Here is a 14,556-nt window from a genome sequence, read left to right as displayed (position 1 = left end):
TCAGCCGAGGCGGGTTAATCCGCTCGAAGTGAAAGCGAAAGGGGAGGGACTTGAAGCCTCCCATGTCATGTAATAGATGACTATACTTTTACCAGCTATTCTAGTCGGAGTTGCTCGATCTTTGCCCCCTTGTCGCTCGGCCCAGCCTGCGTTGGTTGCACAGGCACAAGCTCCACTCCCAAAGCCAGCCGCACCACTTATATAATTATTTTTTATCACTTCCCAAAGGGAATCTTTTTATTAATTGCCACAACTACAGGATTTCTTCCCAATTATTCATCCTTCCGGCCGAAGCCAAAAGACCTTTACTAGCAGTAATTAATTTTATGTTTGCTATATATAAATATTCGCTATTTCCTATTGAGAGCGGCGAAAACTCTTGTTCTGCAAGACTCTTGGTCTGGGGAACCCAAAAATTACACATCAAATCTGAGGAAACTGCCTCGTTGTAACAGTTTACTAAATTTTGACAATAAAAAGAAGATTTAATGGTAAGCTTTCTTGCTGAGAAAGCTTATTTTGGCTGCTGTTTTATGGCAAAAAAAATGGAACGATTTCCGGATTTAAGAAGTCTAATAAAGCAAATGAAGTCTAAGAACTTCAACATGACAAAATAGAAAATATGAATAAAATTTTTACTTGCTGGCGATCGACCAAAATTCCACTCCTAAGTTTGTCCTTAGCTGTGCTGGCCTGTCTTCCAGCCTTTCGCCCTACGATCGCCAGTCCGCTGTCTCCATCCCCCAAACAGCAGTCAAACCCTACTAAAATTATCTCGGTCGATCGACCGCCAGCACCACCAACCGGCTCAAAGTCTCCAAAATTTCCGGTAATAGCGGCAGCCAATCCATCCCCAACCAAGACAATCAACGCTCAGGGAACAGCGACAGGCCGATCGCTCGAAATTCAAGAAATTCGCGGTACAGTCACCTTTAAAGGGCGGCCCGCCGTCGTCGGCGATCGGCTCCTCGCCCCCGGAGACGAAATCATCACCGACCCCGATTCCACAGCCCGCTTAGCGATCGACAACAACACCGGCATCGTTGAAGTTGCCGAAAAAACCGCAGTTAGAATATCCGATTTGTCAAGCACTTCAGGCGAAAACGACACAGCTATTTTTGTCAGCAGGGGACGAGTGAGATTGTCGATCGGCAAAACTGCTGCGCCCACAGCCGCAGCTCAAACCTCAGCAATTATCCTACCCAAGCAAATTGCCGCCTTAAATACATTCAGCCCAATTGCCGAAACCAATCAAATAGCCCAACAAAAAAAATCTCCCAGAACCGCCCCAGTCAGGGTTGAAACCCCCGAAGGCGTTGCCGGAGTCAGGGGTACATCCTTTGGCGTCAGCGTCGGCCCAGACGGCAAAACCGGAGTCGAAACCATTGAAGGTTCAGTCGGAGTATCTGGCAAAAACGACTCCGAAGTAGTTGTCAACGGCGGTAACGCCACGGAAATTTTCCCTCAAACTCCCCCCGCACCGCCATCAGCCAGCCCTCGCTTAGCCGATCTCAAAGTCCGCAGTTTGTCGAGACTCGGTGGGAATATCTATCGCCTCAGCGGTCAAATTAACCCGATCGACATAATTTATGTCAACAACCAAGCCATTAAGATCGATCGAGAAGGTAAATTCAAAATCCAAGGAATTTTACCGGCCAGCCGCCGCCTCAAAATTGTAGTGAGAGGATCGTCCGTCAGAGAAAAGCATTACAACCTCGCAGTTCCCTAAACAACTGATCTAGATCGGACGGCGGTTTCAAGCGCCCGGTATTATCATCTGAAATATCGGTCTGGTTTCAACCCGCGGAGGCGGGTTTTGTTTGTCTAGACGCGGTTTCAACCGCCCGGTATTATCCGAACATCAGCATCGAATGTCAATTATTGCGTCAAATTAATTGAATGAAGTTCAAACAATTGATCGAGCATCTGAAACACAATCAACTGATTGGCATCCGGCAATATCTCATCACAAATCCTCCCTGGCTGACAGGCGCCGTAGCAGGAATAATGTCTGTCGCCATGCTGCAATTGGGAATGTGGAAACCCCTTGAATATTTGGGATACAAAACCCTATTTCAAATTCGAGAATCGGGAGTTTTGCCAAATCCGGGTTGGGATGAGAGAATTGCGGTAATTGCGATCGAACCCCAAAGCTTGCAGGAATACGGTCAATTTCCGTGGTCGCGCAATCGCTACGCCGCCCTGCTGTCAGCTTTAAAAAAATTTCCCCCCACAGCAGTTGGTTTCGACATTCTTTTCCTCGATCCGAGTCCGAAAGATGAAATGTTAGCCGCTGCGATCGCCACAAATGGCAAAGTTGTACTCCCAAGAACCACCCAAGAACAGCCAGTAGCATCTTTAAAAGCAGCCGCCGCAGGTGTCGGACATATAATGCACGAACCGAACAGCGACGGCGTTAGCCGCGATTCAAAAATATTTCTCGACTCCATTCCTAACTTCGGTTTAGTAATGACTCAGAGGTACAACGCTGCTAACCCGCAAAATCCTGTATTGCTGCCGCAGCCACAAAATATGCAGGAACAAACAGTCTGGGTTAACTGGCCCGGGAAAACAGAAAATCTACGTACCTATGCTTTTGTGGATGTTGTAGAAGGTAGAATTCCTGAAAATGCTTTAGCTGATAAATTAGTCTTAGTCGGCCTAGTCGCTACGGGTTTTGACCAGATATCTACACCTCTGAACAAGACTACTGCTGGGGTTTATTTATATGCAGCTTTAGTTGACAATTTGCTCAATCAGCGATTGCTAAAGCGACTGCCCGCAGCGCTAGAAATTTTGTTATTGTTGGGGATTGGCCCCCTTACTACTTCGGTGCTGTGCAACCGAGGTGTTAAAGCAAGAATTGCGATCGCCCTTGGTTTACCTGTAATTTGGGTTACGGCTGCTGCTGTATTATTTGGCTACTATTTTTGGTGGCTTCCCGTTGCCGCACCCATCGGCACCCTCATTTTATCTGGTACTGCTTTACAAGTGCGGGAACAGTACGAAAAACAGCAGTTAATGAGGTTATTTGAAAAACACGTCGCCCCCGAAACTGCTCAGCTTATTTGGGAACGCAAAGCAGAGATATTTGAACAGGGAGAACTCGAACCTCAAGAACTTACAGCAACTGTGCTGTTTATGGATATTCGCAGTTTTACTTCAATTTCCGAAAAAATGCGGCCGCGGGATTTGCTCACCTGGCTGAACCATTATTTGGAAGCGATGACCGACTGTATTATGGATCACGGCGGCGTTGTCGATAAATACATTGGTGATGCAATTATGGCAGTTTTTGGTGTACCTTTTTGCCACACAGAATATCCCGAAATTCAACAAGATGCTTTAAATGCCGTAGCAGCTTGCATCGCCATGCACGAAAAGCTGCACAAAATCAACGAGCAGCTTAGAATTGACCGCAAACCTTTAATTAAGTTTGGCATTGGTTTGCATACCGGACAGTTAGTTGCCGGCAGCGTCGGCGGTTCCCGGCGTTTGAATTATTCTGTAATCGGCGATGCTGTCAACGTTGCGGCTAGATTGGAGGCGATGAATAAGGAAATTATTTCTGACAGTCCTTTTAATTTGTTGGTGACGGGGAGAACTTTTGCTTACGTGCGCGATCGCTACGAAGGGCAAAAAGTAGGAGCGATTCAATTGCGCGGCAAAAAAGAAGAAACTGTGGTTTATGCTATTTTGGGTGAAAAGCAGTAGTCAGTAGTCAGTTGACAGTTGACAGTTGACAGTTGTTATTGGTTATTGGTTATTGGTTATTGGTTATTGGTTATTGGTAGTTGGTTATTGGTAGTTGGTTATTGGTAGTTGGTTATTGGTAGCCACTAACAAATAACATCGGACAAATAACAAATAACAAATAACAATGTCCTGCGCGGGCCTTCTTCCCAATTCCCAATTCCCAATTCCCAATTCCCAATTACCAATTACCAATTACCCAATCTAATCAAATATACTCAGCCGCAAAGATTTAGCTATTTGTTCCAACAGAAACAAACCGCCGACAGAATTTCCCTCTTTATTCAAAGGCGGACTGTAGGAGGCGATCGCCCCTTCGCCCGGAATAACCGACAACAAAGCCCCGCTAACACCCGACTTAGCGGGAATTCCCACCCGCAGCGCAAAGCGGGCCGATGCTTCATACAAACCGCAAGTAGCCATCAGCGCTTTCACAGTGCGACAGTTTTCCGCGATCGCTTCACCACCATTTACCAACACCATTCCCAGCTTCGCCAAATCCTCTACACTTCCAGACAAACAGCAAACGCGATTGTAGGTTTCTAACGCAATTTCCGAGTTTTGTAGATAACCAGATTCTACCATTGCTAAGGCAAGATCCCAATTTTTTTGATTCGGCATAGCATTCACTGAATCGAGCATTAACTCGTCAACAAATAGCTGACTTTTTGCCTGTTGGTTCAGCCAAGTTCGCAGGTTTTGACAGCGTTCAACCGCATTTTCACCGGGAATCAAAGACGCTAGAGCGATCGCCCCGCTATTAATCATCGGATTTCTCGGCTTCCCTTTATCCCTTTCGAGTTGAGTCAGAGAATTGAAAGGAAGTTCCGAAGGCTCGCAGCCCACGCAGTCAAAAACTGCTTTTTCACCCAATTCGCACAGCAAGTAAAGCAAGACGAAAGGTTTGACTGCGCTCATCAGCGGGAATGTGGTAGCAGCGCTACCCCAGCTCAAAATTTGACCGTCAATTGCCCGAATTTGCACGGCAAACCATTGTCTGTCGGCTTGGGCAAGGAGAGGTACGTATGCGGGGATTTTACCGGATTTACTGCGATTAATTGCCTCTATTGCCCAAGCTGCCAGTTGTTCTGGTTCCAGGGAAGATAGTTTGCTGGTGGGTGTTTTCACTTTCGGTTATTTAAATATTTACGATCGCCCTTGTGAACCAGAAACCCTGTTTTTAAAGCACATTGCGACACTTGAGCTCCGGGAAAAACCCGGTTTGTGAGGTGAGAGCAAGTGCGATCGCTCTATCGCAATAAAATTGGTTCGTAGTGCGGACTTCAGTCCGCAGGCGCTAACTTTGATTGTTATGGTAATTGACCGGACATAATATGAGAGCAAGTGCGATCGGCTTTCAGGCTGCGATCGTTACCGCCTGCGGGCAGCTAATCAATATTATTGACAAAATTTTCCTAAAAATCTGTACTTTGCATAAAAACCTCCCTTTCACCCAGATAGATAGGTAGCAGCATCAAGGCAGCGCTGCTACCCAAAATCAACAAGGACTAGCTTGAAATGCCTTCAACTTCTTATTTTTAATCCCCAATCAGGGGCGGGGTGCATATTTAATTTAATTTTTTCAGAGTTCGCGCAATCCTTTCCGGAAAACCCCCGAACCTCTGAGAATCTACTATCCAATCGGATCTACTCAAACCCAGGATAAAAAAAATGGCAGACGAACCGAAAACAGATGCAGCAGAAGCACCAAAACCCGCTCCGATGATTTTTAAGGGTGTCTGCAAGGACGGAGTTCTCAAAGGCAAAGAAATTGAAGGCAAATTAGATATCAAAGTAAACGTTGAATCAGTCACAACGCCAGCACCAACTCCAACAAAATCTAAGTGGGAGGAGCCTATATTTTGGGCGGTGTTTTTATTAACTGCCAACTTTGCCGTCGGCGATCCCGCCGGAATGAGAAAATACAGCCCCCCACAAAGGTCTCATTCTCAGGAAATGTTAAACCAATCTGGGGAGCAGTCGGTGTTGCCTCAAAAAAACACCACCAACTTGCCGCTTTAGGCTCTGGGAGCCTGCCAGCCGCGCAAATAGTAATAAACAGACCCGAAATATTCATCGAATACTCGTGTCGTAGTTACCAAAGCTTCTGCACTGGGCAGGAAATCTGCCGCGTCTAAGCGCAGTTTGGAATGCCCTCCTGACACTGGCTGGTAAGTGTAGAAGTCCGTAGCTCTAGGAATCACCTGGATTCCCATATTCGCAAAAGCGAGGCTGGCACGTCGCATCTGAATTGCAGATGTTACCAGGATTACTTTGCGCCCGACGCCGCGGCTGTCGAGGATTTTTCTCACTTCCTCGGCGCTGGTGCGTATGTTCCTGCCATTATCGTCGAGAACGATATTGTTGCGCGGCACGCCCATGTTGCTTGCCAGCAAAGTTTGGATATCTTTAGCTTCGCCAGTATCATTCTGTAAATTTGCTCTGGGCCCAGCACTAACAATCACCAAAGGTGCTAGTTCTTTTTTGTACAAAACAGCAGCATAGGGCAAGCGATTGCCTGTGTCTGTCAGTTGAATTGCTTCTCGGTTAGCGTTGTGACTGTTAGTCGTTCCCTTGCCCAGCAGGACGATCGCCGCTGCTGTTTCATCGCAGCAAACTGTGCGGGCTGCGGCATCTCGTTCTGCTTGATCTGCGAACCAATAAGCCACCACTGGCATACTCGACAGAATCAAAACCAGCAGCGCAGCCAGGATCATTCTCGGCGCCGGGTTGCGGATGCCCCCGTTCGTGATCAGCGCCGATGCAATCACCAACAGTGAGATCGCAAAACCTAGCGGCTTAAAGAAGAAAGCTATTAAGCCGAAAATCGCCGCTCCGACTGGCGTGTCTGGGGCAAAAAAAGCGAGGAACAAAAGGCTGATCAGCAGCAAAACGCGCAGCCGATCTATTAAAGGATTGTCTTTGCCTCCTGATTGATCCCACCACGATTTGATCAGTGAGAAGAGGAGGAATAGAAATAGAATGCGAGCGAATAGTTCAGGCATCTTGCAATATTCTGTGTCTTCATAAATTAGTACGGAAGTGTGGAACGAGCGCTAATTTAGCTGCGGGAGCAAATACGGGCATCGGTTGAGTTGGGTTGTTAACTTTGGCCGATCGCACAGTTCGATCGCATTTCTGAGAAATGCTCTATTCCGGTCAGCTATCAACTATTGGTTGCACGCAAGGAGATCCCGCTACTTCCAGTCAGTCGATTTTAAATTTTAAATTTTAGATTTTAGATTGACTCCACAGATGAATCTAGGAGCTTGCACTTTGGTCTAAAATTTTAGGCTCTCCACACTCATAGCGTTGGGGGGTTGTACCCGTTTTGGGGCGGGTCACAGATTGCTGACAGATAATTGGTAATCGATAGTTGGTTAATGGTCGATCGGTAATTGATAATGGATGGAGCCGGCGGCAGGTGAAATTGACTTGGCAATTCAAGCCTGATTTGTGCTGCTGCTATTTTTCCCATTACCTGTTACCCGTTCACCAATCCCAATTTATCGGCGTTTCAGTTGATTCCGAATTGCCTGCGTTACCGTTTGAATTACTTTAACACGAGCATAATACTTGTTATCGGCCGCAATTATAGTCCAGGGAGCTGACGGGGTGCTGGTGCGCTGAACCATTTGATTCACCGCCACTTCATAATAATTCCACTTTTGGCGATTCCGCCAATCTTCAGGAGTGAGTTTGTATTGTTTAAATGGATTTTTTTCTCGCTCTGTAAACCGCTTTAGTTGCTCGTCTGGACTGATGTGCAGCCAGAATTTAACTACGACACAACCGAAACTGGTGAGTTGCTCCTCAAATTCGTTAATTTCCTGGTAAGCTCGGCGCCATTCGGGTTCGGTGGCAAATCCTTCCACTCGTTCGACCAGCACTCTACCATACCAACTGCGATCGCAAATGCTGATTTTACCAGCAGTCGGCAACCGCCGCCAGAACCGCCAGAGGTAGTGGTGAGATTTTTCTTCATCCGTGGGGGCAGCAAACGGATTAACGGTGTAACTGCGGGGGTCTAGGATGTCCGTCAAGCGTTTGATCGCGCCTCCTTTACCGGCGGCGTCCCAACCTTCAAACAGCACTAAGACAGGGATTTCATCTTCGTCGATGCTTTGTTGCAGTTTGCCAAAACTGGTTTGTGCTGCGCGAAGTTCCTGTTTGTATTCGTCTGGCGACAGCGATTGAGTCAAATCTACTTGGGCGAGCAAGTTGGGTTCGGTGGGTGACAAGCTTTCTTGAGGTGGCAATTTCAGTGGTGCAGATTGCGTCGGGAGTCTCTCTAGGGCTTCTGTAATTGTCGCTGCCATTTGCGTTAAAACTTTGACTCTCGCCCAGCGCTGACAGTCCCCTTCTACTAGCGTCCAAGGTGCCGGGCCCGTGCCGGTTTGAGTTACCATTTCTTCGGCCAAAGTTGTGTATTCTTGGTATTTTTTGGCTTGTTTCCAATCTTCGGGCCGCACTCGCCAAGCTTGTAAGCTGTCGTCTTCTAGTTTTTTGAGCCTGTGCTTGAGTTCTTTTTTGCTCAGGTGAATCCAAAATTTGGCGATCGCCGCGCCGTCATCTACCATCTGCCGCTCGAAGGCGTTGATTTGCCTGATGACTGTCGGTACTTCGGCGTCAGAAACTCTCTGGAACAATCGGTCTTCTAAAACATGAGTGTACCAACTGTGGTAGAAAAAACCAATCCGCCCTCGCGCCGGCAGTTTCTCCCAAAACCGCCACAGGAAAGGATAGCCCATTTCTGCCTCTGACGGCGGCCAAATCGGGTGGACGGCAAACCCCCGCGGATCCATGTACCCCACCATTTTTTTGACCAGGGCGCCTTTGCCGGCGGCCGCCCAGCCTTCGAGTACGATGATTGCAGGCAGTTTTTTTTCCCAGCAGGTCTGTTGGAGCGATCGCAACTGCTGCATTAAAACTTCGATTTTGGCATCATAGGTTTCTTTGTCCAAGGAAATATCTAAATCGAGGTTGTCGAGCATATTGACCTCATGCAAATCTGAGACAGCAGTTTAACGTTAGTTTAACGTTAGGATAAAATTAAATCTTCAAGTGCCGCAAAAAGTTATAAAAAATACACTTATGCTCGGTTAAAAGTGCAATGCTTATATCGCCCAATCCGGGAGACAGTTAATAGAAACAAAACTCCCCTTGCCTCAAACTTGCCAAAAAAAACCTGAGCGGTTATAGTTGAATAAGGCAACTTTTTAATAAGTTCAAATTCTCCCCTCCCCCGATCGGGCGAGCAAACAGGAGGAGCAACAAATCCCTGCAACAGGATTTATTGTAAAACAGAGTACAAGTAAAAATCAACTACCCGGTGGGGGTGAAAACTTCTTTACTTAGCTGTATCAAATTTATTTAAATAATAGTTGATCGAGCATCAGCCTCGATAACTTCCAGCGCGCTGCTTGCGAACGTTGGGCGTTTCTCGGATCGGCAACTCAAATACAAAACTAGCCCAAAAGGGCAAACCAATTTTTATGATTGCGCCATGAGATAAAACCTGAAAGCCTGGGTGATATAAACAGGTTTCTGAGTTTTATCAACACCATTCTCAACAACTAAAAGCTGTGGAACAGGCATATTACCTGTTACCGACATTTGTGCAAAATGTCCATTTGTGGAACAGGCATCTTGGCTGTTACCGACATTTGTGCAAAATGTCCAAATTACTGTACTCATTTGCCAATACCCACTAACAGGAACAGTCCGAATTTACGGATTGCAAAGTTTTCTATGAATATCTTGACAACACGCTCCTACAAAGGTGAAAGTGACTGGTGCGCGATCGCCAATTTAATCGATGCTTGCGAAGCAGTCGATGGAGTCGGCGAAGAAGTATCCGCCAGCGAAGTAAAGCTTGTACTCGACGCCCCCACACTCGACAAAGCCCGCGACGTACAGTTGTGGGAAGACGGAAACTACAGACTAATTGGTTTAGCACTCCTAGATATGCCCGATTCCCAGGATGAAATAGACGGCTGTCTCTGGTTTTACGTGCATCCAAAGGCGCGCGGCCAAGATTTGGAAAAAGATATCATTAAATGGGGCGAAAAGCGCCTGGGCGAAGTCTCGAAACAACGGAATTTGCCCGCGAAATTGCGTACCTACAGTCGGGAAGATGAAAGCGACGAGATGCGGCTGTTAGAGAAAGAGGGCTTTGAAGTCGATCGCTATTTTCTCACAATGACGCGATCGCTCGCCGAACCAATTCCCGCACCCGAATTTCCCGCAGATTTTGCGCTGACGCACGTATCCGGGGAAAAAGACATCCAACCCTGGGTAGAAATGTTCAACCAGTCATTTATCGATCACTGGAACCACCACGATTTAACAGCCGAAACCGTGCGATACTGGATGCAAGACGAGAATTATCAGCCGGAATTAGATTTAATTGCTGTTTCGGGCGATCGTAAATTTGCAGCATTTTGCGACTGTCAAATCAAACCCCAAAAAAACCCCCGCAGCGACGCAAAAGACGGTTGGATTGAACTATTGGGTACGCGGCGGGACTTTCGCAAAATGGGCTTAGGAAAAGCGATGCTGCTAGCTGGTTTGCACACCTTAAAAGCGGCGGGTGCAAATACAGCTAAACTCAGCGTCGATGCCGACAGTTTGACAGGTGCAACAAAGCTTTACCAATCAGTCGGTTTCCGCCCGATGGAAACTTGGCTGTCGTGGGCTAAACCAGTTTAAAACAAGGTTGGTAGTGAACGCTAGATACCCGAGTTCTTAAAGTAAACCCACCCCACCCAACATGAATTGAAAAGTGTTTTTAATGCTGTAGGGGCGGGTTAACCAACCATAATCGCCACCCAACAAACAATCTCAAAAACCCGCCCCACCCAACAAACAATATCAATGTACATTCAGATTTATGGTGGGATGGGGCGGGTTTTTATATATTGTTGGTCATCGTTATATATGGTTGGTGAACCCGCCGCTACAGCTTAATTTTTACCGTTACCATTCCCATTCCCACCAGTCGTAAGCAAAACCCGCTTAGCCAAAGGTTCCGGTACTTCTTGTAATCGATCGAACTCCCAGTTAAAAAATCCGACTCCCATCGTCTGCGATCGCAATTCTACAATTAAATTCTGCATTTCCGCGATCGGCAAATAAGCCGAAACAGCATCCCATCCCTTCCAGTCTGGTTTACCCTCATAGCCGAGAATTTGGCCGCGATGTCCGCTCACCAACTGCAACACCTTTGATGTACACTCGTTGGGAGCGCAAATTTCAACTTTGGCGATCGGCTCCAGCAAAGTTGATTCGCACTTCTCCATCCCCGACTGCATCGCCAACCGCGCCGCCTGCTTAAAAGCTTGTTCCGAACTATCAACAGAATGATAGGAACCGTTAGTCAGAGTCACTGATACATCTACCACGGGAAAACCCAACGGGCCGCGATCCAAATATTCGCGCACTCCCACTTCAACGCCGGGAATATACTGTTTTGGAACGACTCCGCCGACTATTTTGTCAGTGAAATTGAAACCTTCTCCGCGAGGCTGCGGTGCGATATCGAGGTACACGTCGCCAAACTGTCCGTGTCCGCCGCTTTGGTGTTTGTAGCGCCCATGAATGGAAGATGCAGGTTTGCGGATGGTTTCTTTGTACGGTACTTGCGGTAAGTGAGTTACCATCGGCAAATTGTACTTGCGGCGCAACCTGTCTAAGGCTACTTTCAGGTGGATTTCGCCTTGACCCCAAAGTATAACTTCGTGAGTATCTCCGTGCTGTTCCCAAACTAAAGATGGGTCTTCTTCTAATAGTTTAGCTAAGGCAGAACTCAACTTAACTTCATCATTGCGCTTTTCGGGGACGATCGCCAGTGCGTACACAGGCGAGATGATTTCTGCTTTTGGCAATAATTCGTCCAAACCTAACACATCGCCTGTTCTCAAGCCTTCCAGCCTGCCCACAGCGACAATTTCCCCGGCACTGACCGACTGCAAACTTTGCGTTTGCTGGCCGGTCAATCGGTACAAACCGTTAACTCGAACCCCGTTCAAAACTGCTCCGTCTGCGAGGGTTCCCCGCCAGATTCTGACTAACGATAGCTTACCTCCTTGAGGCGTGTAATAGGTTTTGAGGATTTGACCGAGAACCTTGTTTTCACTTTGTATAAAACCGCGCCGTTCTGCTGTAGTTTCCGGTGTCGGCGCTTCTCTGAGTAAAGCTTCCAGCAGAGGCCGCACGCCGAAATCTTGTTCGGCGATACCGATGAATACGGGCACTATTAAATCAGCGCCTAATTCCATCTTGAAATCGCGGGTAATCTCTTCAGCATCGGGATTGATTTCTTCCAGCAATTCTTCGAGTAAATGGTCGTCAAAATTGGCTAATTCTTCGAGCATTTCCTGTCGCGCGGCGCTTTCTTGTGCTTTGAGGTGTTCGGGAAGCGGGACGGGATCTGCGGGTGCGCCGGAGTGATAGTGGTAAGCTTGTTCGGTTACTAAGTCGATAAAACCGATGATTTGTTCGTTTTTGCCGATCGGGTATTGGTGAGGTACAATTGGTCTGCTAGAAACGGATTTGAGCGCGTTGAGTACGTCGGTGAAGTTGCTACCGCAGGTGGTTTCGTCTGTGCAAGCGCGATCGATCTTATTGATGAAAACTAGGTGGGGAATTTCCCAATCGTCGAGGAATTTGAACAGCGGGGCGAGGGTTAAAGTGCGATCGGCAACCGGTTCGCAAACAATCACGGCTGCATCGACACCGATAAGTGCATTGTAAGTTTCTTGGACAAATTCGATCGAGCCGGGACAGTCAAGAAATGTGAAGCGGACGTTTTCGTATTCGGTGCTCGCGGCGTTTACTTCTACGCTCATTTTGCGATCGCGCGCTTCGGGCGAACTGTCACCTACCGTATTACCATCCTTAGCATTACCCTTGCGAGTAATCGTCCCTGTCACCGACAGCAAACTTTCGAGAAGTGCGGTTTTACCGCTTAAATAAGGGCCAACAATTGCAACGTTTCGCGTGGCCCTAATGACATTTTCGTTCATATAGCCTCCTACACAAAGTGAAGGGGAAGGGGAAGGAGAAGATGATATTCAGGAAAAAAACTTGTGTTTGCCGGTTTCTCCGATCTCTTCCCTGGTGAATCTGAAAACTTTTATTTTGCGATCGTTCTTAGTTTAAACTTAAATTGCGACACAAATTCATTAATTACTGTGAAGTATTAAGTATTTTTGTAAATCAATTTGTGAAAATGCTAATCCCAGAAACCGGGTTTCTTCCTAGATTTTTCTTACTCAACCGAAAATATTCATAGAAACCCGGTTTCTCTGCTAATCCCAGAAACCGGGTTTCTTCCTAAATTTTTCGTACTCAACCAAAAATATTCATAGAAACCCGGTTTCTCGCCACGCAGCGAGAGAAATTAGTTGTAGGGTGTGTCGCGAAAATCCCTAAATGTGACAAACAATCTCCTAGCGACGCACCTTTCTTGGTTCACAATCCGTGCGCCAACAAACCCAACATTTTTTTGATTTGTTTTTTGAGCCTTAGGAATGAAAATTTAATAACTTACACTTTGATGATTGTTGTGGGATGGGCGTCCCGCCCGTCCTTTCTGCACGGGCTCTCCCGCTCATCCCACAAATTTGCTTAAGTTATTTAATTTTTATTCCTTATATATAAGGTGCGTCGCTCTTAAATTGTCGCTCTTTGTTGAGAGATTTTTGATGTATCCACACCCTACAAATACTCACGAGTAACCAGAAATCGGCTTTTTTAGGACAATACTTCGGTATCACCATCACAAACATATTCGGTTTCTGGGCACCCGTGCGTAAATTCGATCGGCATGACACACAGGCTTTCCACAATAGCGCCCATCTTTGCTAAAATTCTAACAAGTAAAGCATTCAGAAGCAATAATTATGACTGCTATCCAAGAGCAAGCTATTAAAACAGAACCCTTTGACTATTTAATCGCTGATTTCAATAAAATCCGAAGTCTCTACACGGTAGAAGAACCTCTTGAAGCTTTTAAGTTAATTATTGAGCAGGAAGTAATGCTAAGTGTAATTTTAGAAGCTCATTCTCAAGTTAGAGAACTATTTCCTAGCGAAAGATTAGCCTTGGAAGTGAAAACCGATCCAGAAATTGCCAATTGGCGATCGCTCTGGATTACGATCTACACTAAACTAGAAGTCGATGAAGCTTTTGAAAAATTGATGATTCTTGATGATACTTGGTGGCTGGATAAGATAACTACTGTTACCAATAGTAAATTGCATATTAGTTTGGGATTTGAGTCAAATGAGATTTGATTGGTCTGAATATTTGAATTTAGCCCAAGAATTGGCGGCAATCTCTGGCGATTCTGACAATAATGAGGCAAAATTGCGATCGGCAATAAGTCGATCATACTATGCAGTATTCTGCTTAGCTAGAAATTACTTGCGCGATGTTGAACAAGACTCTAGGCTTTCTCGCAAAAATTCTGATATTAACGAACATCAATATGTGGCTGAAGAATTTATTTTTCATAAATCTAAAGCTAAAAAAATGATAAAAATAGGGGAGAACTTAAGCAGATTAAGGCTGTTCAGGAATAAGGCAGATTATGCGGATACGGTATTTACATTATCAAGCGATGTTAAAATCGCTTTGAAAATAGCTCAAAATATTATGACATCTCTGAGTGAATTAAATCGTGAAAATTGAGCGATAATAGTAGATACTGTCTTGAGCTGTCAAGGGGTAGCAAGTAAATAATTGGGATCGAAAGGCTTTTGGGACTTTAAAATCCCAAAAGCCAAATGCACCAACTTC

The 14,556-nt window shown here is 46.2% G+C and carries 11 protein-coding genes; 6 read left to right on the top strand and 5 right to left on the bottom strand.

All coding sequences use genetic code 11. The features are described from left to right. Positions 1-622 precede the first annotated feature (622 nt). A complete protein-coding gene (locus JGK07_RS29750; protein ID WP_293186237.1) occupies positions 623-1,729 on the top strand; it encodes a FecR family protein in 1,107 nt (368 codons plus the stop codon). Between the two features lie 170 nt (positions 1,730-1,899). Then, positions 1,900-3,714 (top strand): adenylate/guanylate cyclase domain-containing protein, encoded by a 1,815-nt coding sequence (locus JGK07_RS29745; protein ID WP_293186238.1) that lies wholly within the window; start codon positions 1,900-1,902, stop codon positions 3,712-3,714. A 243-nt stretch (positions 3,715-3,957) separates the two neighbouring features. Here the strand turns inward: JGK07_RS29745 and glsA are convergent, their stop codons facing one another. Continuing rightward, positions 3,958-4,881: a glutaminase A gene (gene glsA / locus JGK07_RS29740; RefSeq protein WP_293193396.1), complete on the bottom strand. Its 924-nt coding sequence runs from the start codon at positions 4,879-4,881 to the stop codon at positions 3,958-3,960. A 543-nt stretch (positions 4,882-5,424) separates the two neighbouring features. Here glsA and JGK07_RS29735 point away from each other — a divergent pair. Continuing rightward, positions 5,425-5,775, top strand: coding sequence for a hypothetical protein (locus tag JGK07_RS29735; protein ID WP_293186242.1), 351 nt, complete (start codon positions 5,425-5,427; stop codon positions 5,773-5,775). On the opposite strand, the gene JGK07_RS29730 is transcribed toward JGK07_RS29735, so the two are convergent. The 3 genes from JGK07_RS29730 to JGK07_RS29720 form a co-directional block, all read right to left on the bottom strand. Further along, positions 5,772-6,758: a YdcF family protein gene (locus tag JGK07_RS29730; RefSeq protein WP_293186244.1), complete on the bottom strand. Its 987-nt coding sequence runs from the start codon at positions 6,756-6,758 to the stop codon at positions 5,772-5,774. The two genes, JGK07_RS29735 and JGK07_RS29730, sit on opposite strands and share 4 nt — an antisense overlap. A 501-nt stretch (positions 6,759-7,259) precedes the next feature. Continuing rightward, complete coding sequence (pap, locus tag JGK07_RS29725) at positions 7,260-8,747, bottom strand: polyphosphate:AMP phosphotransferase (protein ID WP_293186246.1); 1,488 nt, start codon at positions 8,745-8,747, stop codon at positions 7,260-7,262. A 499-nt stretch (positions 8,748-9,246) separates the two neighbouring features. Continuing rightward, on the bottom strand, positions 9,247-9,450 hold the full coding sequence (locus tag JGK07_RS29720) for a hypothetical protein (protein WP_293186248.1): 204 nt from the start codon (positions 9,448-9,450) through the stop codon (positions 9,247-9,249). A 54-nt stretch (positions 9,451-9,504) separates the two neighbouring features. On the opposite strand from JGK07_RS29720, the gene JGK07_RS29715 reads away from it, so the two are divergent. Beyond that, complete coding sequence (locus JGK07_RS29715) at positions 9,505-10,464, top strand: GNAT family N-acetyltransferase (RefSeq protein ID WP_293193398.1); 960 nt, start codon at positions 9,505-9,507, stop codon at positions 10,462-10,464. A 254-nt stretch (positions 10,465-10,718) separates the two neighbouring features. Here JGK07_RS29715 and JGK07_RS29710 read toward each other — a convergent pair whose 3' ends face one another. Continuing rightward, positions 10,719-12,779, bottom strand: coding sequence for an elongation factor G (locus tag JGK07_RS29710; protein ID WP_293226349.1), 2,061 nt, complete (start codon positions 12,777-12,779; stop codon positions 10,719-10,721). An 879-nt stretch (positions 12,780-13,658) separates the two neighbouring features. Between JGK07_RS29710 and JGK07_RS29705 the strand changes: the two genes are divergently transcribed. Further along, positions 13,659-14,051: a peptidase gene (locus tag JGK07_RS29705; protein WP_293213726.1), complete on the top strand. Its 393-nt coding sequence runs from the start codon at positions 13,659-13,661 to the stop codon at positions 14,049-14,051. Then, complete coding sequence (locus JGK07_RS29700; RefSeq protein ID WP_293193402.1) at positions 14,041-14,448, top strand: HEPN domain-containing protein; 408 nt, start codon at positions 14,041-14,043, stop codon at positions 14,446-14,448. The genes JGK07_RS29705 and JGK07_RS29700 overlap by 11 nt, the downstream gene beginning before the upstream one ends. Positions 14,449-14,556 lie beyond the last annotated feature (108 nt).

Origin of the sequence: Microcoleus sp. PH2017_24_DOB_U_A (genome assembly GCF_020738205.1) — a bacterium.
GTDB lineage: Bacteria > Cyanobacteriota > Cyanobacteriia > Cyanobacteriales > Microcoleaceae > Microcoleus.
This window is presented reverse-complemented; position numbering and strand designations above follow the sequence as displayed.

Bases quoted from the DNA above. Each gene is read 5' to 3' on its own strand.
- JGK07_RS29715 (WP_293193398.1), top strand. From the start codon at position 9,505: ATGAATATCTTGACAACACGCTCCTACAAAGGTGAAAGTGACTGGTGC.
- pap (WP_293186246.1), bottom strand. From the start codon at position 8,747: ATGCTCGACAACCTCGATTTAGATATTTCCTTGGACAAAGAAACCTAT.
- JGK07_RS29735 (WP_293186242.1), top strand. From the start codon at position 5,425: ATGGCAGACGAACCGAAAACAGATGCAGCAGAAGCACCAAAACCCGCT.
- JGK07_RS29705 (WP_293213726.1), top strand. From the start codon at position 13,659: ATGACTGCTATCCAAGAGCAAGCTATTAAAACAGAACCCTTTGACTAT.
- JGK07_RS29750 (WP_293186237.1), top strand. From the start codon at position 623: ATGAATAAAATTTTTACTTGCTGGCGATCGACCAAAATTCCACTCCTA.
- JGK07_RS29730 (WP_293186244.1), bottom strand. From the start codon at position 6,758: ATGCCTGAACTATTCGCTCGCATTCTATTTCTATTCCTCCTCTTCTCA.
- JGK07_RS29700 (WP_293193402.1), top strand. From the start codon at position 14,041: ATGAGATTTGATTGGTCTGAATATTTGAATTTAGCCCAAGAATTGGCG.
- JGK07_RS29745 (WP_293186238.1), top strand. From the start codon at position 1,900: ATGAAGTTCAAACAATTGATCGAGCATCTGAAACACAATCAACTGATT.
- JGK07_RS29710 (WP_293226349.1), bottom strand. From the start codon at position 12,779: ATGAACGAAAATGTCATTAGGGCCACGCGAAACGTTGCAATTGTTGGC.
- JGK07_RS29720 (WP_293186248.1), bottom strand. From the start codon at position 9,450: ATGAGTACAGTAATTTGGACATTTTGCACAAATGTCGGTAACAGCCAA.